The 20,312-nt window shown below is 44.9% G+C and carries 12 protein-coding genes, 1 tRNA gene and 1 pseudogene; 6 read left to right on the forward strand and 8 right to left on the reverse strand.

What is annotated here, in order from left to right; translation table 11 throughout:
- Nucleotides 1-144: 144 nt before the first annotated feature.
- The 4 genes and pseudogenes from DW904_RS08245 (at nucleotide 145) to DW904_RS08260 (ending at nucleotide 4,054) form a co-directional block, all read left to right on the forward strand.
- A pseudogene (locus DW904_RS08245) lies at nucleotides 145-920 on the forward strand (TatD family hydrolase).
- 25 nt (nucleotides 921-945) lie between these two features.
- Entirely contained in the window at nucleotides 946-1,806 is an 861-nt protein-coding gene (locus tag DW904_RS08250) for a class I SAM-dependent methyltransferase (RefSeq protein ID WP_118579315.1), read from the forward strand.
- Nucleotides 1,803-2,420, forward strand: coding sequence for a GNAT family N-acetyltransferase (locus DW904_RS08255; RefSeq protein ID WP_118579318.1), 618 nt, complete (start codon nucleotides 1,803-1,805; stop codon nucleotides 2,418-2,420). The genes DW904_RS08250 and DW904_RS08255 overlap by 4 nt, the downstream gene beginning before the upstream one ends.
- On the forward strand, nucleotides 2,417-4,054 hold the full coding sequence (locus DW904_RS08260) for a SpoIIE family protein phosphatase (protein ID WP_118579321.1): 1,638 nt from the start codon (nucleotides 2,417-2,419) through the stop codon (nucleotides 4,052-4,054). Before DW904_RS08255 ends, DW904_RS08260 begins: the two co-directional genes overlap by 4 nt.
- An 80-nt stretch (nucleotides 4,055-4,134) precedes the next feature.
- Here the strand turns inward: DW904_RS08260 and upp are convergent, their stop codons facing one another.
- Nucleotides 4,135-4,764: a uracil phosphoribosyltransferase gene (gene upp / locus DW904_RS08265; protein WP_118579383.1), complete on the reverse strand. Its 630-nt coding sequence runs from the start codon at nucleotides 4,762-4,764 to the stop codon at nucleotides 4,135-4,137.
- Between the two features lie 635 nt (nucleotides 4,765-5,399).
- Between upp and DW904_RS08270 the strand changes: the two genes are divergently transcribed.
- Nucleotides 5,400-6,755, forward strand: a complete 1,356-nt coding sequence (locus tag DW904_RS08270) for a uracil-xanthine permease family protein (protein WP_118579324.1) — start codon at nucleotides 5,400-5,402, stop codon at nucleotides 6,753-6,755.
- A 278-nt stretch (nucleotides 6,756-7,033) separates the two neighbouring features.
- On the opposite strand, the gene DW904_RS08275 is transcribed toward DW904_RS08270, so the two are convergent.
- The 5 genes from DW904_RS08275 to DW904_RS08295 all read right to left on the reverse strand — a co-directional run bounded on the left by DW904_RS08275 (nucleotide 7,034) and on the right by DW904_RS08295 (nucleotide 14,578).
- Entirely contained in the window at nucleotides 7,034-7,924 is an 891-nt protein-coding gene (locus DW904_RS08275; protein WP_118579327.1) for a TPM domain-containing protein, read from the reverse strand.
- A gap of 13 nt (nucleotides 7,925-7,937) precedes the next feature.
- Nucleotides 7,938-9,026, reverse strand: coding sequence for a hypothetical protein (locus tag DW904_RS08280; RefSeq protein WP_118579330.1), 1,089 nt, complete (start codon nucleotides 9,024-9,026; stop codon nucleotides 7,938-7,940).
- A gap of 26 nt (nucleotides 9,027-9,052) precedes the next feature.
- On the reverse strand, nucleotides 9,053-10,426 hold the full coding sequence (locus DW904_RS08285) for an SPFH domain-containing protein (protein WP_118579333.1): 1,374 nt from the start codon (nucleotides 10,424-10,426) through the stop codon (nucleotides 9,053-9,055).
- Nucleotides 10,427-11,003: 577 nt separating this feature from the next.
- Nucleotides 11,004-12,578, reverse strand: a complete 1,575-nt coding sequence (locus tag DW904_RS08290; RefSeq protein WP_118579336.1) for a CapA family protein — start codon at nucleotides 12,576-12,578, stop codon at nucleotides 11,004-11,006.
- Between the two features lie 230 nt (nucleotides 12,579-12,808).
- Entirely contained in the window at nucleotides 12,809-14,578 is a 1,770-nt protein-coding gene (locus DW904_RS08295) for a DUF885 domain-containing protein (protein WP_118579339.1), read from the reverse strand.
- Nucleotides 14,579-14,882: 304 nt separating this feature from the next.
- Here DW904_RS08295 and DW904_RS08300 point away from each other — a divergent pair, with 304 nt between their 5' ends.
- Nucleotides 14,883-15,431: a C40 family peptidase gene (locus DW904_RS08300; RefSeq protein ID WP_118579342.1), complete on the forward strand. Its 549-nt coding sequence runs from the start codon at nucleotides 14,883-14,885 to the stop codon at nucleotides 15,429-15,431.
- A gap of 1,134 nt (nucleotides 15,432-16,565) precedes the next feature.
- Here DW904_RS08300 and DW904_RS08305 read toward each other — a convergent pair.
- Both DW904_RS08305 and DW904_RS08310 read right to left on the reverse strand, forming a co-directional pair.
- A tRNA-Lys gene (locus DW904_RS08305) sits at nucleotides 16,566-16,637 on the reverse strand.
- Nucleotides 16,638-16,810: 173 nt separating this feature from the next.
- Nucleotides 16,811-20,296, reverse strand: coding sequence for an SNF2 helicase associated domain-containing protein (locus DW904_RS08310; RefSeq protein WP_202187692.1), 3,486 nt, complete (start codon nucleotides 20,294-20,296; stop codon nucleotides 16,811-16,813).
- Between the last annotated feature and the right edge of the window lie 16 nt (nucleotides 20,297-20,312).

Genomic DNA, 20,312 nt, shown 5'->3' on the forward strand with positions numbered 1-20,312 from the left:
AAATTGTGTTTAAAATAGTTCGATGTTCGCTCTATTCACAGTAACAACTAAAATAGAACTTCCAAAAAGAGGTTTATAACACTTTACTGGTATGATTTTAGTATGCTATAATTGTTGTATTTCAAAGAAAAATGAGGCAGAAAAATGATATTTGATACACATGCACATTATGATGATGAGGCATTTGACGAAGACAGAGATCAGCTCCTTTCTTCCATGAAAGACGGGGGAGTGGGCTGTATTGTAAATGTGTGCGCGTCCGTCGGAGGATTTGGCGGGACCTTGGAATTGATGAAAGCGTATCCTTTTGTGTATGGCGCAGTGGGGGTTCATCCCGACGATGCAGGAATTATGACACAGGATACTCTGGATGAGATCCGGCGTCTTTCCCATATGGAGAAAATGGTCGCCATCGGAGAAATCGGTCTGGATTACTACTGGCATAAGGAAGAGGCAGAGCATAAACAGCAGCAGGAGATGTTCCGGGCGCAGATGGACATTGCTAGGGAGGAGAAGCTGCCATTTATGATCCACAGCCGGGATGCAGCCGAGGACACTCTGGAGATTGTAAAGGAATATATGAAAAAAGATATGTCCGGAGGATCATTCACTGCTTTTCCTACAGTAAGGAGATTGCGGCGGAATATTTGAAAATGGGACTTTATCTTGGCATTGGCGGCGTGCTTACTTTCAAAAATGCAAAGAAGCTGAAAGAAGTAGCTGCCATAGCGCCGCTGTCCCAGATCGTTCTGGAAACGGACTGCCCTTATATGGCACCGGAGCCCAATCGAGGCAGGAGAAATTCTTCCTTGAATCTGCCCTATGTTGCAGAAGCCCTGGCTCAGATTAAGGGAATTACTGCAGAAGAAGTAATTGCAGTGACGGAAGAGAATGCGAAGCGGTTATTATTCAGAGCATAAATTTTGACGGACAAGGAGACAAGTAGTGCAAAGTCAGTTAGTATTTCAGGAAGAAAAAGAGAGGGAACGACTGAGAAGACAGAATTTGCTGTTGTCACAGGCAGAGAAACCTGCGTTAGAGCATTTTTTTAAGGGGAAGTCAGAACTTTCTGTTCTGGATATTGGTTGCAATGATGGAGCCCGAACCTTTCACCGCTTTTCAGATGACAGGATTTCCAGGGTGATTGGCCTGGAGTATAATCAGCAGCTTGTGGAAAGAGCCAACAGTCAGTACGGAAATACTAAATTTTCTTTTTATCAGATGGATGTGGATCGGGATTCGTTTTCCGCGGATTTTCAGAAGCTATGCACGGAACCGGAAGACAGAGAATTTGATCTGATCTGTCTTTCTTTTGTATTAATGCATTTGCATGATGGGGAAAAGCTGCTTCGCACATTGAAGAATTTTTTGAAAAAAGGCGGAGTGATTTTTATCACAGAAAGCAATGACCGCATATCCACTTTGGCTCCAGATGAAAAGAATCTTCTTGGACAGTTTCTGGATATCTTAAAAGAGGACAAATACGCAGGAAAAAGAGAAACCGGTCAGGCCGTTCCCGGCTGGCTGACCAACTGCGGATACGATCATATCCATGTCTGGTGCAAGGGGATTTCCGCTGCCAAAGGCGAACAGCAGCAAAAAGAAGATATTTTCCAGACCTTTTTTTCCTATTTGCCCGAGGATGTGGAAATCTTGCTGGCAGAAGAACCGGATAACAGAAAATATCAGGACTGGCAGAACTGGCTAAAAAAGAATTATGAAGAGCTTCAGCAGCTGATTCTGAGTGAGGAATCGGAGATTACAATGGGCATGCAGATTTTGTCCTGTGAGAGGGGAAGCTTATGACACAAAAGACAGGCTGGCTTGGGGCTTCTGGCAGAGAATTTTGTCTGTGTTCATTGGAAAAAGAGGATATTGAAGAAACACTGCAGCTTATGGACCGGTGCGTAGGCGAAAATCTATATCAGAAAGAAGAACTTGAGCAGGCCATTGGAAGCAGTGAACGAGCATTTCTGCTGCTGAGAACTGCAGAAGGAGAACTTGCAGGCTATATTTATTACTATCTTACCAATGAGAAGCAGATTGCAGAGGATACTAGGCTTACGGAACAGAAAATTCAACAGGTATGCCAACAGGATACTTTGGCACCTGTTGGCAAGATTCAGTCAGTAGGAATAAAAGAAGCATTTCGCAGACAGGGACTGGCAGTTTGGCTTATGAAGTATGCGTTGAGGCAGTTTGCGGAGAAGGGCATAGGGGAAGTGTTTATCATCTGCTGGAATGCAGGCGGTAAAGTTCCTCTGGAAAAGGCACTTCAGGAATGCAGGTTTGTTCATCTTTTTTCTGCAAAGATGATCTGGTATAATAAAAAAGAACTTTATTGTCCATATTGCAAAGGACGCTGCAAGTGTGATGCAGAGGTTTATTTTAAGAAAGTTAAGGAAAGGAATTGCAAATGAAAATAAAACTTCTTCCTAAATTTATACTTTCACTTGGCGTGATCGGTGTAATCCTTACCATTGCCATTTCTCTTTTCAGTTATAGAAGCTCCAGATCCTATCTGGAAAATCTATATGCACAGAGGGTAATGACGAACAGCAATAGTATTGCAGATATGATGTCGGTTTCGGATGTGAAGAAAATCCTGGCAGAAGGTGGGGACAAGACAGAAGAATATTCGGAAATGGTTACGTTGTTTAACAAGCTGAAAAAGGACGGCGATGTTACATATCTGTCTCTGGTTGTTCCGGATGAAGACAGTGTTCATTTCTACATAGATGCCCTGGTTGAGGAAATGGGAGATGATCCTGCGAATCAGATCGCCTATGGAAGTGACATTTTGTACACTGATGCTGCAAATCCTGATGATCCTGCTGACATGGAGAAATATATTACCATATGGAACCAGTATCAGCAGAATAAAGGTGTGGATCATCCGCTTGTGACGGACAACAGCTATGGCTATAATTACACGGGCGTTTCGGTGATTCTGGACGAGAATGGAAAGGCTCTGGCAGAAATTCAGTATATTCTGGATATGAAAGAGGTCAGGAATTATCTGAATTCCTTTCTTATCAATATGCTGCTGATTTCTTTTTGCATTATCGCAGTGACGATGGCTGCGTATATTGTCTTTGTGCGAAAGACAATCACCAGACCGATCAGCAGGCTGGCTGATTTTACCCAGGAGATTACAGAGAGCGGAAAGTTTGAGAATCAGAGAATTACTATGAAAACTGGTGATGAGATCGAGGCACTAAGTGACTCTTTCAACTTTATGATGGAAGAGCTTGAAAATTACATTGCCAATCTGTCCAAAGTGACTGCTGAGAAGGAGCGAATCGGCACTGAGCTGGATATCGCCAGGAATATTCAGGCATCCATGCTGCCATGTATTTTCCCGGCTTTTCCGGATCGTAAGGAATTTGATATTTATGCAACTATGACACCTGCAAAGGAAGTTGGCGGTGATTTTTACGATTTCTTCATGGTAGATGAGACACATCTGGCAATTGTTATGGCCGATGTATCCGGAAAAGGTGTTCCGGCTGCGCTCTTTATGGTCATTGGAAAAACGCTTATCAAGGATCACACTACACCAGGAAGAGATTTGGGGGAGGTTTTCTCTACTGTAAATAATCTTCTTTGTGAGGCAAACAGTGAAGGCTTGTTTATCACTGCTTTTGAAGGTGTGCTGGATCTGGTGACAGGAGAGTTCTGTTTCGTAAATGCTGGACATGAAATGCCATTTATCTGTAAAGCAGGCGGCAGTTTTGAGGCATATAAGATCCGTCCAGGCTTTGTCCTTGCTGGATTTGAAGATATGAACTATAAAGCCGGCAGTATGACGCTGGATGTGGGAGATTTGATCTTCCAGTATACAGACGGTGTGACTGAGGCTACAAATGTAGAAAATCAGCTTTATGGAATGGAGCGTCTGGAGCAGGTTCTGAATCGTGTAAAAGACAGAACACCATCAGAAATTCTGCCTGAAGTGAAAAAAGATATTGATGCTTTTGTGGGAGAGGCACCGCAGTTTGATGATATTACCATGCTTTGCGTAGAGTATAAGGCGAAGATGGAAAAAGCATGATCGGGCAAAAAAAGGCTGAATTCTGGAAATGAGATAATTTCCGGAATTCAGCCTTTTTTAAATATGCTCTGGTCAAAAATCTATTTAGTACCAAAAATTCTGTCGCCTGCATCGCCAAGTCCCGGGCAGATATAAGCGCGGTCGTTCAGTTCTCTGTCCAGATGTCCTACATAGATCTGCACATCCGGGTGCACCTCATGAAGTCGTTTCAGACCTTCCGGAGCAGCGATAACAAACATACATTTAATGCTCTTTCCACCATGTTGTTTGATGAAGTTAACGGCGGAGATAGCAGAGCCGCCAGTTGCAAGCATGGGGTCAACCATAACGATGAGACGCTGGTCGATAGGATCCGGAAGCTTACAATAGTACTCATGAGGCTCATGAGTAACCGGGTCACGGTAAAGACCAATATGACCGATCTTGGCAGACGGAACCAGAGTGGTGATACCATTTACCATACCCAGACCTGCACGAAGTACAGGAACAACAGCAAGCTTCTTACCAGAAATCATAGGAGTTCTGCAAGTCTCAATAGGAGTCTCAACTTCAACATCCTCAAGAGGAAGATCGCGAAGAGCTTCAAAACCCATAAGAACTGCAATCTCCTCAATAAGTTTGCGGAATTCATTTGTTCCGGTCTCCTTATTACGAAGAATGGAAATCTTATGCTGGATCAGCGGGTGATCCATAATAAAAACATTGTCCATATCTGAAAAATTTGACATGATAAAAACCTCCGTAGTGTGATAAAGTTGCCATTGCCCTATGCAATAACAATCGTTACTGTTCACTCCGTGATCAGTAACACGCTTCGCGATGCACAGAAATCATGCATTCGCATGATTTCGCGCCGCACTTCTCGGGTTTTCTGTGAACTTTGTTCACAAAAAACACCTCGCGGAACGTTACCAGTGAACAGGAACTAACAATCCCTTCAGAACCTTTTTTAAACGGGTTCCAGAGCGTATTGAAAATGCTCTATGGGAATACTGTAAAAATCATATCGCACTTTCTATAGAAAGTCAATAATTGTAAAAATTTGTCGCATACTTTATACTATAACAAGATTGCTGGTTACTGTTCACTCCGTTCACAGTAACGCGCTTCGCGATGCACAGAAATCATGCATTCGCATGATTTCGCGCCGCACTTCTCGGGTTTTCTGTGAACTTTGTTCACAAAAAACGCCTCGCGGAACGTTACCAGTGAACAGTAACGATTGCTGTTCACAGTATAGACCGTATTGGAAGAAATCATGCGAATGTATGATTTCTGTACAGTGTGAAGTGCGTTACCAGTCAGGTTGTGAACAGGCTCTAAGGGAAAAGGAGGAACTATATTTATGAAATTCAGAGTTGAGGGCATTTATGATGCCAAAAAGCTGGGAATCCCACAGATGCTGATTCTGGGGCTCCAGCATATGTTCGCCATGTTTGGCGCTACCATTCTGGTGCCGATCCTGGTAAACAACTATTTTCATGGCGAGGGCTTATCCATTCAGGTAACCCTGTTCTGTGCCGGATTCGGAACACTTCTGTTCCATGTACTGACTAAGCTGAAGGTACCTGCATTCCTAGGATCATCATTTGCATTTCTTGGCGGATTTGCCACCGTTGCAGAGCTTGACACCGGAATTTTTGCCAACATGTCTTATGGAGAGAAGCTTCCATATGCATGCGGTGGTGTGTTTGTAGCAGGACTTCTGTATCTGGTACTTGCAATGATCGTTAAGGTAATTGGCGTAAAGCGCGTCATGCGTTATCTGCCTCCGGTTGTAACTGGTCCGATTATTATCTGTATTGGTCTTAGCCTTGCACCGTCTGCAATCAGCAACGCATCCCAGAACTGGATCCTTGCTTTGATCGCACTTGGAACTGTTATTTTCTTCAACATCTGGGGCGTTGGAATGTTCCGTATTATTCCGATTCTGATGGGTATTGTTGTTTCTTATGTGGTTGCCCTGATCATGAATGCCTTGGGTATGACAAACGCAGATGGAAGTGCTATCCTCAGCTTTGCAGGAGTAGCAAGTGCGCCGATCGTAGGTGTTCCGAAATTCTTCCTCTGCAAATTTAACATTACTGCAATCCTTGCAATGGCACCGATCGCAATTGCTTCCATGATGGAGCACATTGGCGATATTTCTGCTATTTCCGCAACGGTTGACCGCAATTTCATCGAAGACCCGGGGCTTCACCGTACACTTCTGGGTGACGGACTTGCAACCTCTCTGTCAGCACTGATCGGTGGACCTGCAAATACAACTTACGGAGAGAACACTAGTGTTCTTGCTCTGAGCCGTGTTTATGACCCGAAGGTAATCCGTCTGGCTGCTATTTATGCAGTTATCCTCAGCTTTATCCCGAAGATGGCTGAGGTGATCAGTTCCCTTCCGTCTGCGATCATCGGTGGTATCAGTTTTATTCTTTATGGAATGATCTCTGCTGTTGGTGTCCGTAATGTAGTTGAGAACAAAGTAGATCTGACACGTTCCCGTAACCTGGTTATTACAGCGGTTATCCTGGTTTGTGGTCTTGGTATTTCCGATGGACTTACATTTACCATCGCAGGCGCACATATTACTCTTACAGGACTTGCACTTGCTGCAATTGTAGGAATCCTGCTGAACGCCGTTCTTCCGGGAAATGACTATGTGTTTGAGACTGCAAAGAAGAAAGAGGAGATGGAAGACGACTGATCCGGCTGGCTTTCCTATATGGTGATGCTGCCGGCAGGTGAAATGTCCGTTTAGCTGATATATAAAAAGAACTCGATTCAAAGTAAATAAATGCGGGAGTCTTTTTCAAAGAGGCTCTAAGTACATTTATTTGCCATGTATGAATCGAGTTCTTTTTTATGTTGTAATAGGAAATGTTGTTGGAATTTCCTATTACCGGGCAGAATCGCACTGCGGCGGAAGGGGAGGTGTCGTTCGAGGCGACCTGCCGCAGTGCAATTCTGCAAGAAGGAATCTTTTTAGAAGCTTCCGCCTGTACCTCCGTGATCGCTGTCTGAGCCGCCGGAGGAACTGTCACTATCCTTCGGTTTCGCTGTTTTGGTAACTGTGTGATACAGGAAAATATCGTTTGATCTTGTCAGTGCCATACTTCCCTGGCGCACATAATCCACTGCGCTGTCCTGTGTCCGTACGCTTTTCAGCTGGGCTCTCATGCCCATGGTACACAGAAACGCAAGCACAAGACCGATTCCCAGGGAAATGAGAATCCATATGGAAGAAAAGGGCTCTGTATAAGGCTCCCCGTTAGCAGCCATTTCCAACAGATCCTGACACAGATCTGCGTAGGTATCGAAAGCGCCGTAGAAGTTTTCATCCTTTAACAGAGGCTCTACATTTTCCTTCAGATAAGCAAGTCCGTCATCGTTAAACGCAGTCATACCATATCCGTGGGTGGTAATGTGCCATTCACGGTCGCCAATGCTGACCATGAACAGGATTCCGTCGTGGTTTTCGCCGGTTCCGTAACCATTCTCATCGAAGAAATGATCTGTAAAGTAGTTCATCTCATTGCCGTCTTTCGACTCTACTGTGGCAACTGCCACTTCCAGATTGTATTCCCCGGTGATGGCTTCCAGCTTATCCAGAAGCTGGGATTCTTCTTCATCTGTGAGAAGATCCGCCTCGTCCAGGACAAGGGAAAATTCGGAGGCTGCAAAGTCCTGATAAGAGTCATCTTCCTCACTGCCGGATCCGCCAAAGCTGTTGGAAGCTTCGGCCTGTACCGTAACAGCTCCCGTACCTGGCAAAGCAGTAGTAAAAAGCGCATCCGTGCCTGGAATAACTGCACTGAAAAGGCTTCCTGCTCCCAGCACTGCCGCCAGAATAATTCCAAATGATTGTTTTTTCATGGCATGTTCCTCCTTAACAAAATGTGTGAATCAGCCATGCAATGGCGTAAGCAGCAACGGAAAAACCTGCAGTAAGTCCAAGGAACCATTTAGTGAAAATACCTTTATCTACAGGCAGATTTCCTACAAATTTACCAGTCTGTCCGTTCATGCCGAACAGATAGTGGTTGCCCTTCCAGGTGGTGGAAAGAAGCCATACCGGGAAAAGGGCATAGTGGGTTTTACCGCCTTTTAACTGAATACGGGTATCTTCAGGGGTAACGCTGTCATAACCGATGACCGTATCGCGAAAAGCATCCTCAGCGGCTTTTCTTACACGCTGGTTGGCGCGCTCAGCAGATTCTTCTGCGGATACATCATATTTGTCCGCAACGTATCCTGCCAGGTAAGGAGTGGCAAAGTCCACAGCCTCGGAAATTACGTAAGGCTCCAGAGACTCTGTTAAATCATTGTCAATTTTGGAAGAACCGTCTACCGGAATCTGGTCGAACCCGATGTTTCCAGCACGGAAAACAGAGTAATGGCTGGTTTCCGTATAATCATAGTCGCTGTCACTCCAGAAACGGGTCTTGGTGGCATGATAGCGGATATCTGCAGAAGCGTCGGTGTCAAAAAGCCAGAAAGGCACATAAACACCTTTGATCTCGTCAATGTGATTTTCCTTTTTAAATACTTTGGGTAAAAGGATCTTGCCGTGAAGATGTTTGGTCAGACCTTCTTTGGCTGCCTTTTTGTCCAGCTTAAACGGAATGATAAAATCCGGACGCAGGGTACCGGAAAATTTGCCGGACATTACTACCGGATTGCCGCAGAATGGGCAGGAGGAAGCACCTGTGCTTTCATCGGCAACGATTTCTCCGCCGCAGGACTGGCATATGTAAACGGACATTCCGCTGGCTTCATCTTCCTTCCAGGAGTTGTCTGAAGCACTCTCCCAGTTCAATTCATCAGATTGCTGGTTAGCTGCTGCTTCGTTAAATTCTTTGACGGTTTCCATATCAAATTCAGTGTCGCAGTAAGGACATTTCATCTTCTGGAGCGTACTGTTGAATTCGATTGCTCCGCCGCAGCAGGGGCATTTATATTCAAGTAAATCGGACATAGTTCATCTCCTTTTATGCTGCTTTTTTACTGGGTATCGTTTTCATTAAATGGATCGCCACAGTTCGGACAGAATTTCGGCGGATTGGTTGGATCTTCCGGTTCCCAGCCGCACTTGTCACAGCGGTACCGAGGCTTCATAGCCGGTTTCGGGGAACCGCAGTTGGTGCAGAACTTGCCTGTATTTACAGCGCCGCAGGAACAGGTCCAGCTTGCATTTGCTGCAGGTTCCGGAGGCTTTTTCGCACCGCATTCCGGGCAGAAATTACCGGAAACCATAGCACCGCAGGAGCATTTCCACTGGTCAGCTGCCGGAGCAGAACCGCCTGCCTGAGCCTGGGATACGGCCGGATTTGGCTGTGGTTGTGCCATCTGCTGTGCCTGAGCTGCCTGCTGCTGTCCCATAGCGTAAAGATTCTGTGCGTTAAAACCGCCAGTCATGCCTGCCATATTCATGCCCATGAAACCGGTCATGGCACCGCCAGCGTTGCCTGCTGCTGTCTTCATGGCGTCTGCCTGTGCTCCTGCAAGAGTAGCGGCTGCCATGGCAGGATTGCGGAGGATAGCCATACGCTGAGCTTCTTTGATCATCTGGGCATCTTCCTCAGGAAGAGTGATCGGATTCATGGCAACAGATACGATCACGAGACCACGAAGCTGACTCCATTTCTGGGTGAGAGCCTGATTCATGGCATCACAGAGCTCCAGTGCATGAGCCGGAAGTGCGCTTGGACGGATTCCCTGCTGGGAAATGCTGGCAAATGCCGGCTGAAGAGCTGAGATAAATTCTGTTTTCAGCTGTCCCTCGATCTGTTCTCTGTCGTACTGCTGTTCAAAGTTTCCGCAGACGTTGGAATAGAAGAGAAGCGGGTCTGCAATGCGGTAGGAATAAACACCGCTGCAGCGGACAGAAACATCAATGTCCAGTCCGATGTTCTGGTCTACAACACGGAATGGAATCGGGTTCGGAGTTCCGAATTTATTGTCCACCAGTTCTTTGGTATTGAAATAGTAAACACGCTGGTCTTTGCCAGTGTCACCGCCGAATGTGAAACGCTTGCCAATGGTGTGGAAAGTGTTCATGATGGCGTCGCCCAGATTTCCGGAGAAAATACTTGGCTCGGTAGAAGCATCGTAGGTGTATTCGCCTGGTTCCGCGCAGATATCAACGATCTTGCCCTGCTCTACGATCATCATACATTGTCCGTCTGCGACTGCGATTCCGGATCCGGTGGTGATAATGTTGTCGCTTCCCTTGGTATTGGAGGAACGTTTGGATGTGCGCTTCTGCCCCTTTACTGCCAGAACGTCATTGTCGATGGCATCACAGTAGAAAAATTCTTTCCACTGATCTGCAAGTGTACCGCCTGCGGCGCCAAGTGCTGCTTTAATAAGTCCCATATTGTAACTCCTTTCTTTTTGACCGGTCAATGACTGGAAAAATTATGTAAACGAATGCCACCTGATGCCAATAGCAGGAGTGCATTGGCGCAGAAACCATGGATTTCATATCTGGTGGTGCCTGTGTGAGCAGACATAGTGGTTTCGTTAATTTGTACAGTTATTGTCCGAAAATGATTTTATTAATTATTCTACATAACGATTCAGCAGACATTATTCCGCGAGGTGTTTTTGTGAACGAAGTTCACAGAAAAAACGAGAAATGCGGCGCGAAATCGTATAAAACATGATTTCTGTGTATCCAGAAGGATATCACTGTGAATGTGCGGAATCGTTACTACTCTACTATAAATTTTATCTGATTTTGTCTGAAAAAACAACCTATATGTGATAAATGACTGGTTTTCGTGACAATAAGACATAGATACTATCTGATTTGCAGTAAATAGGAATTGTATACCAGCCATTTGATGACAAAAAAATGTTTGGAATGCCGGAATAACAAAAATCTGCAGCCTATATATTATAGTACTGCAGATTTTGTCATTAGTAATATTGAACCTGGTATGGGGCACATTTAACCTTCTGAATTGTCATCAGATGCGTCTGAGCTGTCTGATCCGGAATTGCCTGATCCAGAGCCGTCAGAACTGGAACTGCTTTGGGTGGCAAGTGTCTGATAGTACCAGGAGGAGGTGATGGAATCATTATCCTCCACGTAATTTCCGTTGGAATCCAGCATATTTCCATCGGAATCAAATGTGACATCCAGAAGATCCGTCTTAGTAGATGGTGTGACGTTCATGGACATGATTTCATCATATTTTGTCTGAAGATTTTCCAGGGAAAACTCATCTCCGATGGACTGGCGGACGCTGTGTGCAGATGCTAGAGCGTCAGTATAATCGTCCAGCTTATATGGTGCATATTCCAGGGTATCGTAGCTGTAATGCATAACCAGCGGTGTCAGTGTGGCATCTTGGATCTGGATGCTGGTCTGGTCGCCGTCTACAGTCTTCTGAATGGTAAAGGCTGCCATTCCGCCAAGAAGCTGCTTCAGTGTTTCCTGACCGGTAACGAAGTTGCCAAGGGAGTAGTAGATCAGCATGTTGTGACCAGAGTCATCTGTAAGGTAGCCATATGGCTGGAGCACATTCGGATTGGTTCCGATCACAACGTCAACACCCTGCTCCATAAGGAAGTTGGCCCATTCTTTTTCGTATTCGGTAGGCATTGGTTCTTCGGTCTTGCCCCAGTTTGCAGAGAAAATCACACAGTCTGCGGAAGCTTTGGCCTGTTTGATGGCGGCTGCAACATCGGCAGTGCTGAACGTGTCAATCATAGAGCCTTTTCCGGAAGTGGATGTATCTGTACTTCCAGAGCTGTCTGCATCTCCTGTTGAACTGCCGGAAGTATCCGAGCTGGCAGAGTCGTTTGCAGAACCATCAGAACTATCAGTGCTGTCGCCGGAGCTTACAGTCTGGCTTCCATATGACGGGAAGGTATAGTTAAGGAACGCAATCTTGATTCCGTTAATTTCTACAATCTTCGGAGTGTCTATACCGGACTGGTTTTTATGAATACCAACCAGAGTGACATCCGGATGGCTGGTTTCCCAGTAATTTAAAGTTTCGTTGATCATGGAAGAACCATTGTCATCGATCAGTGCTGTGGCAGATGTGACCACATTAAATCCGGCATTTACAAGTGCGTCGCCAACCTCTGTAGGAGTGGCGTAAGGCGCGGTACCGCTGACTGCGCTGTGGTCTGTGGTGAAAGGTGTTTCCTGATTGACCATAGCAATGTCGGCAGCCTGTATATCGGATTTCAGATTAGCATAAACACTGTCATAATTCCAGGCGCCGGTTTCTGACTGACCGGATGCAAGAAGACTTGGCTGAACCAGGTTATCCCCAACTGCAAGAACTGTGGCTGTAGTGACTTCCTGGGTGGTGGCAGCTGCCTCTTCTTCCTTCTGTTTTTGTAAGTCAGCTGCCTTTTTCGCCTGGGCAGCTGGCTGGCGGATCATGGTGTAGTCCATCTGGTTAAACACCAGGCAGAGAACCACCAGAACCGCGACGGATACCAGAAAGCTGGTTCTGGAATTCAGTCGTTCTTTATAATTTAATGGGAGATTATCTCGTTTTTTCATGATTTTGCCCTTCTCTAATGTAGGAAAATATGACCAGCAGGATCAGAAAATCAGATTGCTCCTGCATATTTTCAATGTGAGTTCATTATAGCAAATTATTGTGCTCAAAGAAAGAAGTTATTACATAAATATTTAAAAAAATGTTACAGCATTTCGGGGATTTTCGGGTAATATTGCGCGTGGACCTGACAGGCAGAAGCCGGGCGAAAATACTGCAGCTTCAGAGGCAATCATAATTTCTCGTTCATGTATTTTCGCAAAACCGGAAACTGCACAGGGCCGATTTCCAGTATCTTCTGATGAAAACTTTTCAGATCAAAGTTTTCGCCAAGGAGGGATTGCTGTTCTTCTTTCAGATCCAGAAAATTCAGATATCCCACATAGTATTTCAGATAATTAGCAGGTGTTTCGGTGATATATCGGTAAATCTCGGCCGTGACAGCAGCATCACGGATTCCGAAAAGTTTCAGGAAGCGGGCGGCTTGCGCAGGAGTCCAGCCGTGGTAATGGATTCCCACATCCAACAGGGAGTAAATGCACAGATTCACGCTGCGGTTCAGCCAGGAAAGTCGCGTGCAAGCAGAAGCTTCCTGTGAGGATAAGGTGCCGGCAGACAGATAATCTGCTGCATAATCATACGCGTAACTTTCCACATAAGTGGCCCAGCCTTCCACGTATCCGCTGTAATCGATGAGATACCGGATATGGGATGGACTTTGTCGTCCGAAATAAACGGTCTGGTAAAGATGACCGGGGAAGCCTTCGTGCGCCAGCGTGGTAAAAAGCTCCAGATTGGAAATTTGCCGTCCATGATTGATGTAAATAACATTTGGCGCTCCTGTGTCCATTGGCGGTGTCAGGTAAAACGCCGGGCTGAGAAATTCTTCCATGGATTTATGTACAGACCGGATTTCGAAATCTACAGAAGCAGTGGAGGGGAAATCCTGCTGAATATTTTTTTCCAGAAGCTCCATGACCCGTGTGGGCTCCATATCTGGCAAATCCGTTTTCTCATTTAGCAATGTGAGAAGTTGTGGATGCTGTTTCAAAAGTTCTGAAATTTCCTGAGAATCGGTGGAAAGCTGCTGGGTGAGGCGCTTTTCCAGTTTTTCCACAGGTATGTAGATTCCCACCTGGCTTTTTAGAAGATATTGGTAATATTCCTTTCCGCCAGAAAAATTGACCAGTCCTCCGGTATTTTTGCCTGTTCCCCGAAGCTGCTCCAGACCTTCTATCAGCGTTTGATATGCGGGGAGAACCTTTTCCTTCAGAATCTGTTTATGGGTCAGGTTCAGCTGTTCCTGGTCCTTTTCGGAAAGCTTTCCATAGGCTTTTAGTTTCTGAGAAAAAATTTCCAGCATATAATTGGAATCCGGGTTTTGAATAAAAGCACGGCACTGGTCCTGAATGCGTTCCAGGGTTTCGTCGCACATAAAAAATCCGGCATCAGATTTTGTCTGTTCAAAGGCGAGAATGCTCTGGAAATATTCTTTTGTGCTGCAGAGCAGATTCAGGTAGTCGGTGATGTCCTGATTGGTGTAGAAGGAGTATTCCGCCAGCAGTACAGGTAGCTGCGCCTGGATCCCGAGGCTTGGGCTAAGCGGCTCTTCCAAAAGATAATTGTCGCCCAGAGAGGCTTCGGTGTGGTAGTAAAGGAGGAGCAGATCAAGGGTCAGGCGATTGGAAGTACTGAGCTTTGACTGGGAAAATTTTTTCAGCTTTTTTACATATTCCTGGCACTGGGCTGAGGCTTTTTCATTGTTGGGATGTATTGTGCCAAGGGTAGCGCGGGGGCGTGAGATGCCCTGTTTTTCCGGATAAGCCAGGGAATAATGAAGATTCAGGGCGTTTCCGGAAACCTCTTTTTCAAATATGGACTCCGCGAAGTTTTCGAAGCTGGCATTTTCGGAGAAGACATGACTGAAAAGCCAGGAAAATGTGAAGCAGATAATAAGAAAAAAAGCCAGAATAGCGGCGGTGAATTTTGGTCTGTTTGACATAGGATGCCCTCTGCTCTGGGGGATTTCTACTATATTATTGAGAATTTCAGTGTAGTATGCGAAATATTTGGTTCCATGGCTTTAAGATTATGTGTATTTTGTGTACAAGACTGATGGGAATGACGAAATTAGTTGGGGATGTCATGGGGAAGTTGTTGGATTTCACGGAAAAGGCGATTTTTTTATTTGTGGGAGCAAAATTGACGGTAACAGATTGTTGTGATATTATGCGTAATTGTTACATATGCTTAATATAAATGTAACATTTTGAAGGGTGATTTTATATAAATTGAGAGGTGTATGAATGTTAAAAAATAAAATGAAAAAACTGATCTGCGGAATGACAATGTGTATAACGGTCTGTTCTCAGATGATTTTTCCACAGGCAGCGACTAAGGCTGCTGTGGAAAAGGCGGGCGAGGCATTTGTAGCTGGGATGACAGAGACTGCAGAGGCAGAGGAGGTACTTTCTGAGGAAGAGCTTCGTCAGCAAATCGTGGATTTTGCGCTGCAGTTTGAGGGAAATCCTTATGTTTACGGTGGGACAAGTCTGACAAACGGAGCAGACTGTTCCGGGTTTGTAATGTCTGTGTTTGCACAGTTTGGCTATTCACTGCCCAGAGTAGCAGCAGATCAGTATAATCAATCAGCGAAAAAAAGCGTGGAAGATCTGGAGCCAGGAGATCTGATTTTCTATGGAAGCGGAATCAGCCATGTGGCACTGTACATTGGAAATGGACAGATTATCCATGCAAGTACATCTGCGTCTGGAATCAAGATTTCCAACTATGATTATGAGGCGCCTGTGGGAGTAGGAACTTACATTGAAGCGGACGGCTTCTTTAGTGAATAAGAGTGAGGGAGCGGAGCATTTGATAAAACGGATATGAAATCCGGTTATCCTGTTCTGACATTTACAGCCGGGGAAGGTTTCCCCGGCCTTTTTGTACAGTGACGGGAGTCTGCCACGTTGTTATTCGCTGATAACATTCCGCGAGGTGCTTTTTTGAACAAGGTTCGCAGAAAACCCGAGAATTGCGGCGCGAAATCATGCAAAGCATGATTTTTGTGCATTGCGAAGCTGTTACTGTGAAGGTTGCGAACGGTAACCATGCCACGATACAAAGGGGAATGGTGAGAGAATAAAATTGATTTGTGTGTATTTTGTAAGGTATTGTAAATACGATATTTTGCAAGGGAAAATGTCGAAAAGTGTTGAAATTAGCAGATTGCACAAAGACTTAAAAAAAATGTGGATAGGTGAATTAATAGGTAGAAAGTTTTCCACTTTCAAAAATATGAAAAAATGTTGAAAAATCAAGTTATGCACAAAGTTATCCACATTATCCACATGGAAAAGCATGTGGATGAGTTGATTTACATAATGGGAATCGAAACAAATGTTTTGGTTATTGTTATGAAAATGTAAAATTCGACAGAAATCGGCAAAAAGGTATTGACTTTTACAAAATCAAAATATTATAGAATATTCGCGGAAAATATTACAATTAAAGCCAAAAACGATAAAATGTCTGACAAAAAAGTATAGGATTACGAATGCGGTTGGCAACCGTGAGAGCATCCCAGGCGCAGAACAGCTGATTTTTATATTAAGTACAATGCTACAGAGATCTCTCAGATATTTGGAGTTCCAATGGAGCAAATTATGAGAATAAGGAAAGAGAAAAATTTATAAAAATCAAGTGAAGAAAGCCCTTTGCCAGAATCAGATATGATTTATGGCAGAGGGCTTTTTGCTAAGAGAAATTGAAAGGTAAAGTTGCATACTTTATTTGTATTCAAAAATGTATTCAAATGTAACCATTTGTAACTACCCCAAATGTAACAGTTTTTGGAAAAACGTGAGATTACAATTTATAGTCGAAAGGGTTAAAATCCCCGAAAGCCTTGATCTTACTGGCTTTGCAGGCACAAAAAAACACCGTCCCCGCGGCAATCGCTTTGTCCGCAAAAACAGTGCTTTCAGTGCGCCTTCAGGGTTCGAACCCTGGACACCCTGATTAAGAGTCAGGTGCTCTACCAACTGAGCTAAAGGCGCATCTCTTATTTCGCTGAGTTGTTATTTCCTCAACGCAAGATGTATTATATATCAGGTGTGCACCAAAAGTCAATAGGAATTTTATAATTTTTTTAAATTTTTTCGAAAACTTTTACGATTGCTATTTAGTGGGGGGATTACAACTCCACTAAACAGCAATCTATTTTCATTTCCTACAACAATTCCAGAATATCCTCCCTGCTCATACCACTCAGCTGTCCCATATCACCGCTGATGATCTGCTCTGCCAGATCCTGCTTTGCTTCCTGGAGCTTCTGGATCTTTTCTTCAATGGTATTGCGGGCGATGAGCTTGTACACGGTAACTTTCTTTGTCTGTCCGATACGGTGGGCACGGTCAGTGGCCTGATTCTGGACAGCCTGATTCCACCAGGGGTCATAGTGGATAACCACATCTGCACCTGTCAGATTCAGTCCAACGCCGCCTGCTTTCAGGGAAATGAGAAATACAGGAGTGGTATCAGAATTGAACTGTTTCACAAGCTCCTGTCGTTTCTGTTTGGAGGTTTCCCCAGTGATGATGTAATAAGGAATCCCCTCTTTTTCCAGTGCTGCCTGAAGAAGAGCCAGCATGGAAGTAAACTGGGAAAATAAAAGCATACGGTGCCCACCATCAATAGCACTCTGGATCAGCTGCATACAGCTCTCAGCCTTGGCAGATTCACCGCGGTAATTTTCAAAGCAAAGAGAAGGAGAGCAGCAGATCTGTCGCAGCTTCGTCAATTCAGCCAGAATCCACAATTTGCTCTTATTAAATTCGCCCTCGTCCTGCTGGGCAATTTTTTCCTTCATATGTACAACCTGGGCATCATACAGCTTCTGCTGTGCATCCTCAAATTTCACGTAACGGACTTCTTCCAGTTTTTCAGGAAGATCCTTCAACACATCCTCTTTCAGACGGCGAAGGATAAATGGAGACACCATTTTCTGCAGACGGGTCATGGCAGACTCATCGTCGTTCTTTACGATCGGAGTTTCAAATTCCTTTTTAAAGGAATCATAACCGTAGAGAAATCCCGGCATTAAATAATCGAAAATGCTCCAAAGCTCACTGAGGCGGTTCTCAATTGGTGTTCCGGTAAGTGCGTAGCGGGTCTGGCTGTGGATCACCTTTACAGATTTGGCTGCTGCTGTTGTGTGATTCTTGATATACTGTGCCTCATCAATGATCTGGTATAAAAATTCTTTTTCCTCATATTGGTCAATATCTCTTTTTAAAAGATCGTAAGAGGTGACCAGAACATCGAAATCTGAGTACGTCTGAAGCTTCGCCTGACGTTCGGACTGACTTCCTGCGATCAGTGATACCTTCAGCTGTGGGGCAAATCGGGCAAGCTCTTCACCCCAGTTGAAAACAAGGGCAGCAGGAGCTACTACCAGGGATGTGCCGGTTTTTCCTTCAAGCTTCGCTGCAAGAAGAACTGCGATTACCTGTAAGGTTTTTCCAAGGCCCATATCATCGGCGAGAATTCCGCCAAATTTCCATGCTTCCAGGGTACGCAGCCATTTATAACCGTTCTTCTGGTATTTTCGCATGATTCTGGAAAGGCTTTCCGGCTCTTCAAAATCGGCATCGTTAATGGTTTTGAAGCCTTTTACGATTTCACGGAAATGACGGTCACGGTTGGCATATATGTTTTCGTTGCTCTCCAGCATCTGATCCAGATATAAGGTGCGGTATGCCGGAATGTGCATTTTTCCTTTGACAAATTCCTTTGGGGTGAGATGAAGGGTTTTCATCAGTTCTGCCAACATTTCCAGGTTCTGCTCCTGAAGATTGACAAATTCGCCGCTTTTCAGCTTGTAATATTTTTTCTTCAGCTGATAGCTTTTCAGGATATCCAGAAGCTCCTGGCTGGAAATATCATCCGTGGAAATATTCAGATCCAGGAGTCTGCCGGATACGGACACACCAACGGAAACCTTTACAGTCTTTAAGGTGTGTCTGCTGCGGAAACGGTTGGTGCAGCGTACTTCGCCAAGCTCCATGAGGGCGGCAGTTCCAGACTCCATGATCTGATAGCTAAGTTCTTCGTTATGGTTGCAGTGAAGTACGTCAAAGTCGGGATCATAGTAAGGCAGCCATTCCATGGTCTGATCCAGCACACTGTTTTCCAGAGGAAAGTCACGGAACTGCTGGTCCGGGGAGATATCCTCATGAAGTAAAAGCTTTCCTACAGAGAATTCTCTTTTTCCATAAAAGGCGCTTACCTTGCAGATAACGTTATCGTTTTCCATGTCCAGATAAAATACGAAGTGTGCTTCAGGCGTGAGGTACTGTCTGAATTTCTCCGGATTTTCCTCCGTAATATCCGCCACTTCCTGAAGCTGGGGCAGCACATTGTGATAAAAATTGGACAGTGTATTACGCCCCATCTGGAAGTGGAATTCTCCATTTCTGGAAAGCGCTGTCAATGGACGGACCTTCTCCATAAAGGCCGGTTCGGTTTTACAGAAGCTGTCATCCTGGATAAAGTATGAAGAGTCCATACCCTGAAAAAGCTCTGGGATGTATCCCTTTACTGTGACACCGTCAAATTGCTTTTTGTCCTTAGAGGCATCCAGAATCCGTATGGAAATCCGTGGATTCCCTGTTTTGCAGTGAAGCTGGGCTTTTTTACGGGCAGCATCCGGAGTTTTATCTTCAAAATCTATTTTATCATTGCAAATATTGTCATAAAAACTGTCCAGACGCCAGCCAAAAAGATCCAGAGAATTGCCAACATTAAATTTTTTTGGCAAATAGATGCCGGAATTCTGGATTTTGTCTACAAACTGCTCTTCCTCGCGGACGATCCGGTCAATATAGCGGATCCATTTGCGGCTCTCCTCTGTGAAATCCTGCGTTTTGTGGCTGATCTGGGTGCTGGTTCCATACTGAACGGTCTCACCGTTGCGAACCTGACGGCAGAAGTCATCCAGTTTTTTTACCACGAACATTTTGGAAGTTCCTACCTTAAAAGAAACGGAAAGCTTATTGTCATTCTGTGTCAGTCTTGGAACCAGGGAAACACTTGCGGAAACATGGGCCGGTGTTTCTTTCTGGTCATTTTTGAGCTGTCCTCTGCGATAGGAGTTCAGCAGATAGTCTCCGTTCATGTCAGTGGCATCCGAAAAATTGCTGTGGTTTACATAATCACGAATATAGAAGGCAAGTGCAGCTGTATACTGGCACCTGGAATTATCAGAATACCAGCCCCAGTATTTTCTGTGGCATTCCGGGCATCCGCATCTTGCATAAGTAACTTCCTCGTGAGAGAAAAGAAGGGTGACGCCGAAGATATCTCTGCCAGTCTGGAAGGTTGCTTCAATCTGGCCAAGGCGCTGACCGTTCATCCTGTCGTAGCCGCAGGAAATATCTGTGACATTCATTTTCTGCTGGCGATAGATGGATTCCCCGTTTTTTCGGTCTTTGGGGGCAAGCTTTAGGGATTCAAGAATTTTGTCGCCGTCAAAGTAGCTGTAATTTTCCAGCTGCTGGATATTTCCTTCTAATGAGGAATCGTCGTCTGCGTCACTGTCATTCTGGGAACCGCCAAGAAGCTGGTACGTTTCGTTACGCTTTTGTTTTTCCAGCTCTTCCTGACGTTTGCGCTCTTCCGTTTCTTTCTTTTTCACTTCTGTCGGAGAATTTTTCATTTGTTTGGCTTCCTTT

The sequence above is a fragment of the Ruminococcus sp. AM42-11 genome, assembly GCF_003480145.1.
GTDB classification, from domain to species: Bacteria; Bacillota; Clostridia; order Lachnospirales; family Lachnospiraceae; genus Blautia_A; species Blautia_A faecis.

Excerpts from the sequence above, each read along its gene's own strand:
- DW904_RS08255 (WP_118579318.1), top strand. The coding sequence starts at position 1,803 with ATGACACAAAAGACAGGCTGGCTTGGGGCTTCTGGCAGAGAATTTTGT.
- DW904_RS08285 (WP_118579333.1), bottom strand. The coding sequence starts at position 10,426 with ATGGGACTTATTAAAGCAGCACTTGGCGCCGCAGGCGGTACACTTGCA.
- DW904_RS08275 (WP_118579327.1), bottom strand. The coding sequence starts at position 7,924 with ATGAAAAAACAATCATTTGGAATTATTCTGGCGGCAGTGCTGGGAGCA.
- DW904_RS08300 (WP_118579342.1), top strand. The coding sequence starts at position 14,883 with ATGTTAAAAAATAAAATGAAAAAACTGATCTGCGGAATGACAATGTGT.
- DW904_RS08290 (WP_118579336.1), bottom strand. The coding sequence starts at position 12,578 with ATGAAAAAACGAGATAATCTCCCATTAAATTATAAAGAACGACTGAAT.
- DW904_RS08310 (WP_202187692.1), bottom strand. The coding sequence starts at position 20,296 with ATGAAAAATTCTCCGACAGAAGTGAAAAAGAAAGAAACGGAAGAGCGC.
- DW904_RS08295 (WP_118579339.1), bottom strand. The coding sequence starts at position 14,578 with ATGTCAAACAGACCAAAATTCACCGCCGCTATTCTGGCTTTTTTTCTT.
- DW904_RS08260 (WP_118579321.1), top strand. The coding sequence starts at position 2,417 with ATGAAAATAAAACTTCTTCCTAAATTTATACTTTCACTTGGCGTGATC.
- DW904_RS08280 (WP_118579330.1), bottom strand. The coding sequence starts at position 9,026 with ATGTCCGATTTACTTGAATATAAATGCCCCTGCTGCGGCGGAGCAATC.
- upp (WP_118579383.1), bottom strand. The coding sequence starts at position 4,764 with ATGGACAATGTTTTTATTATGGATCACCCGCTGATCCAGCATAAGATT.
- DW904_RS08270 (WP_118579324.1), top strand. The coding sequence starts at position 5,400 with ATGAAATTCAGAGTTGAGGGCATTTATGATGCCAAAAAGCTGGGAATC.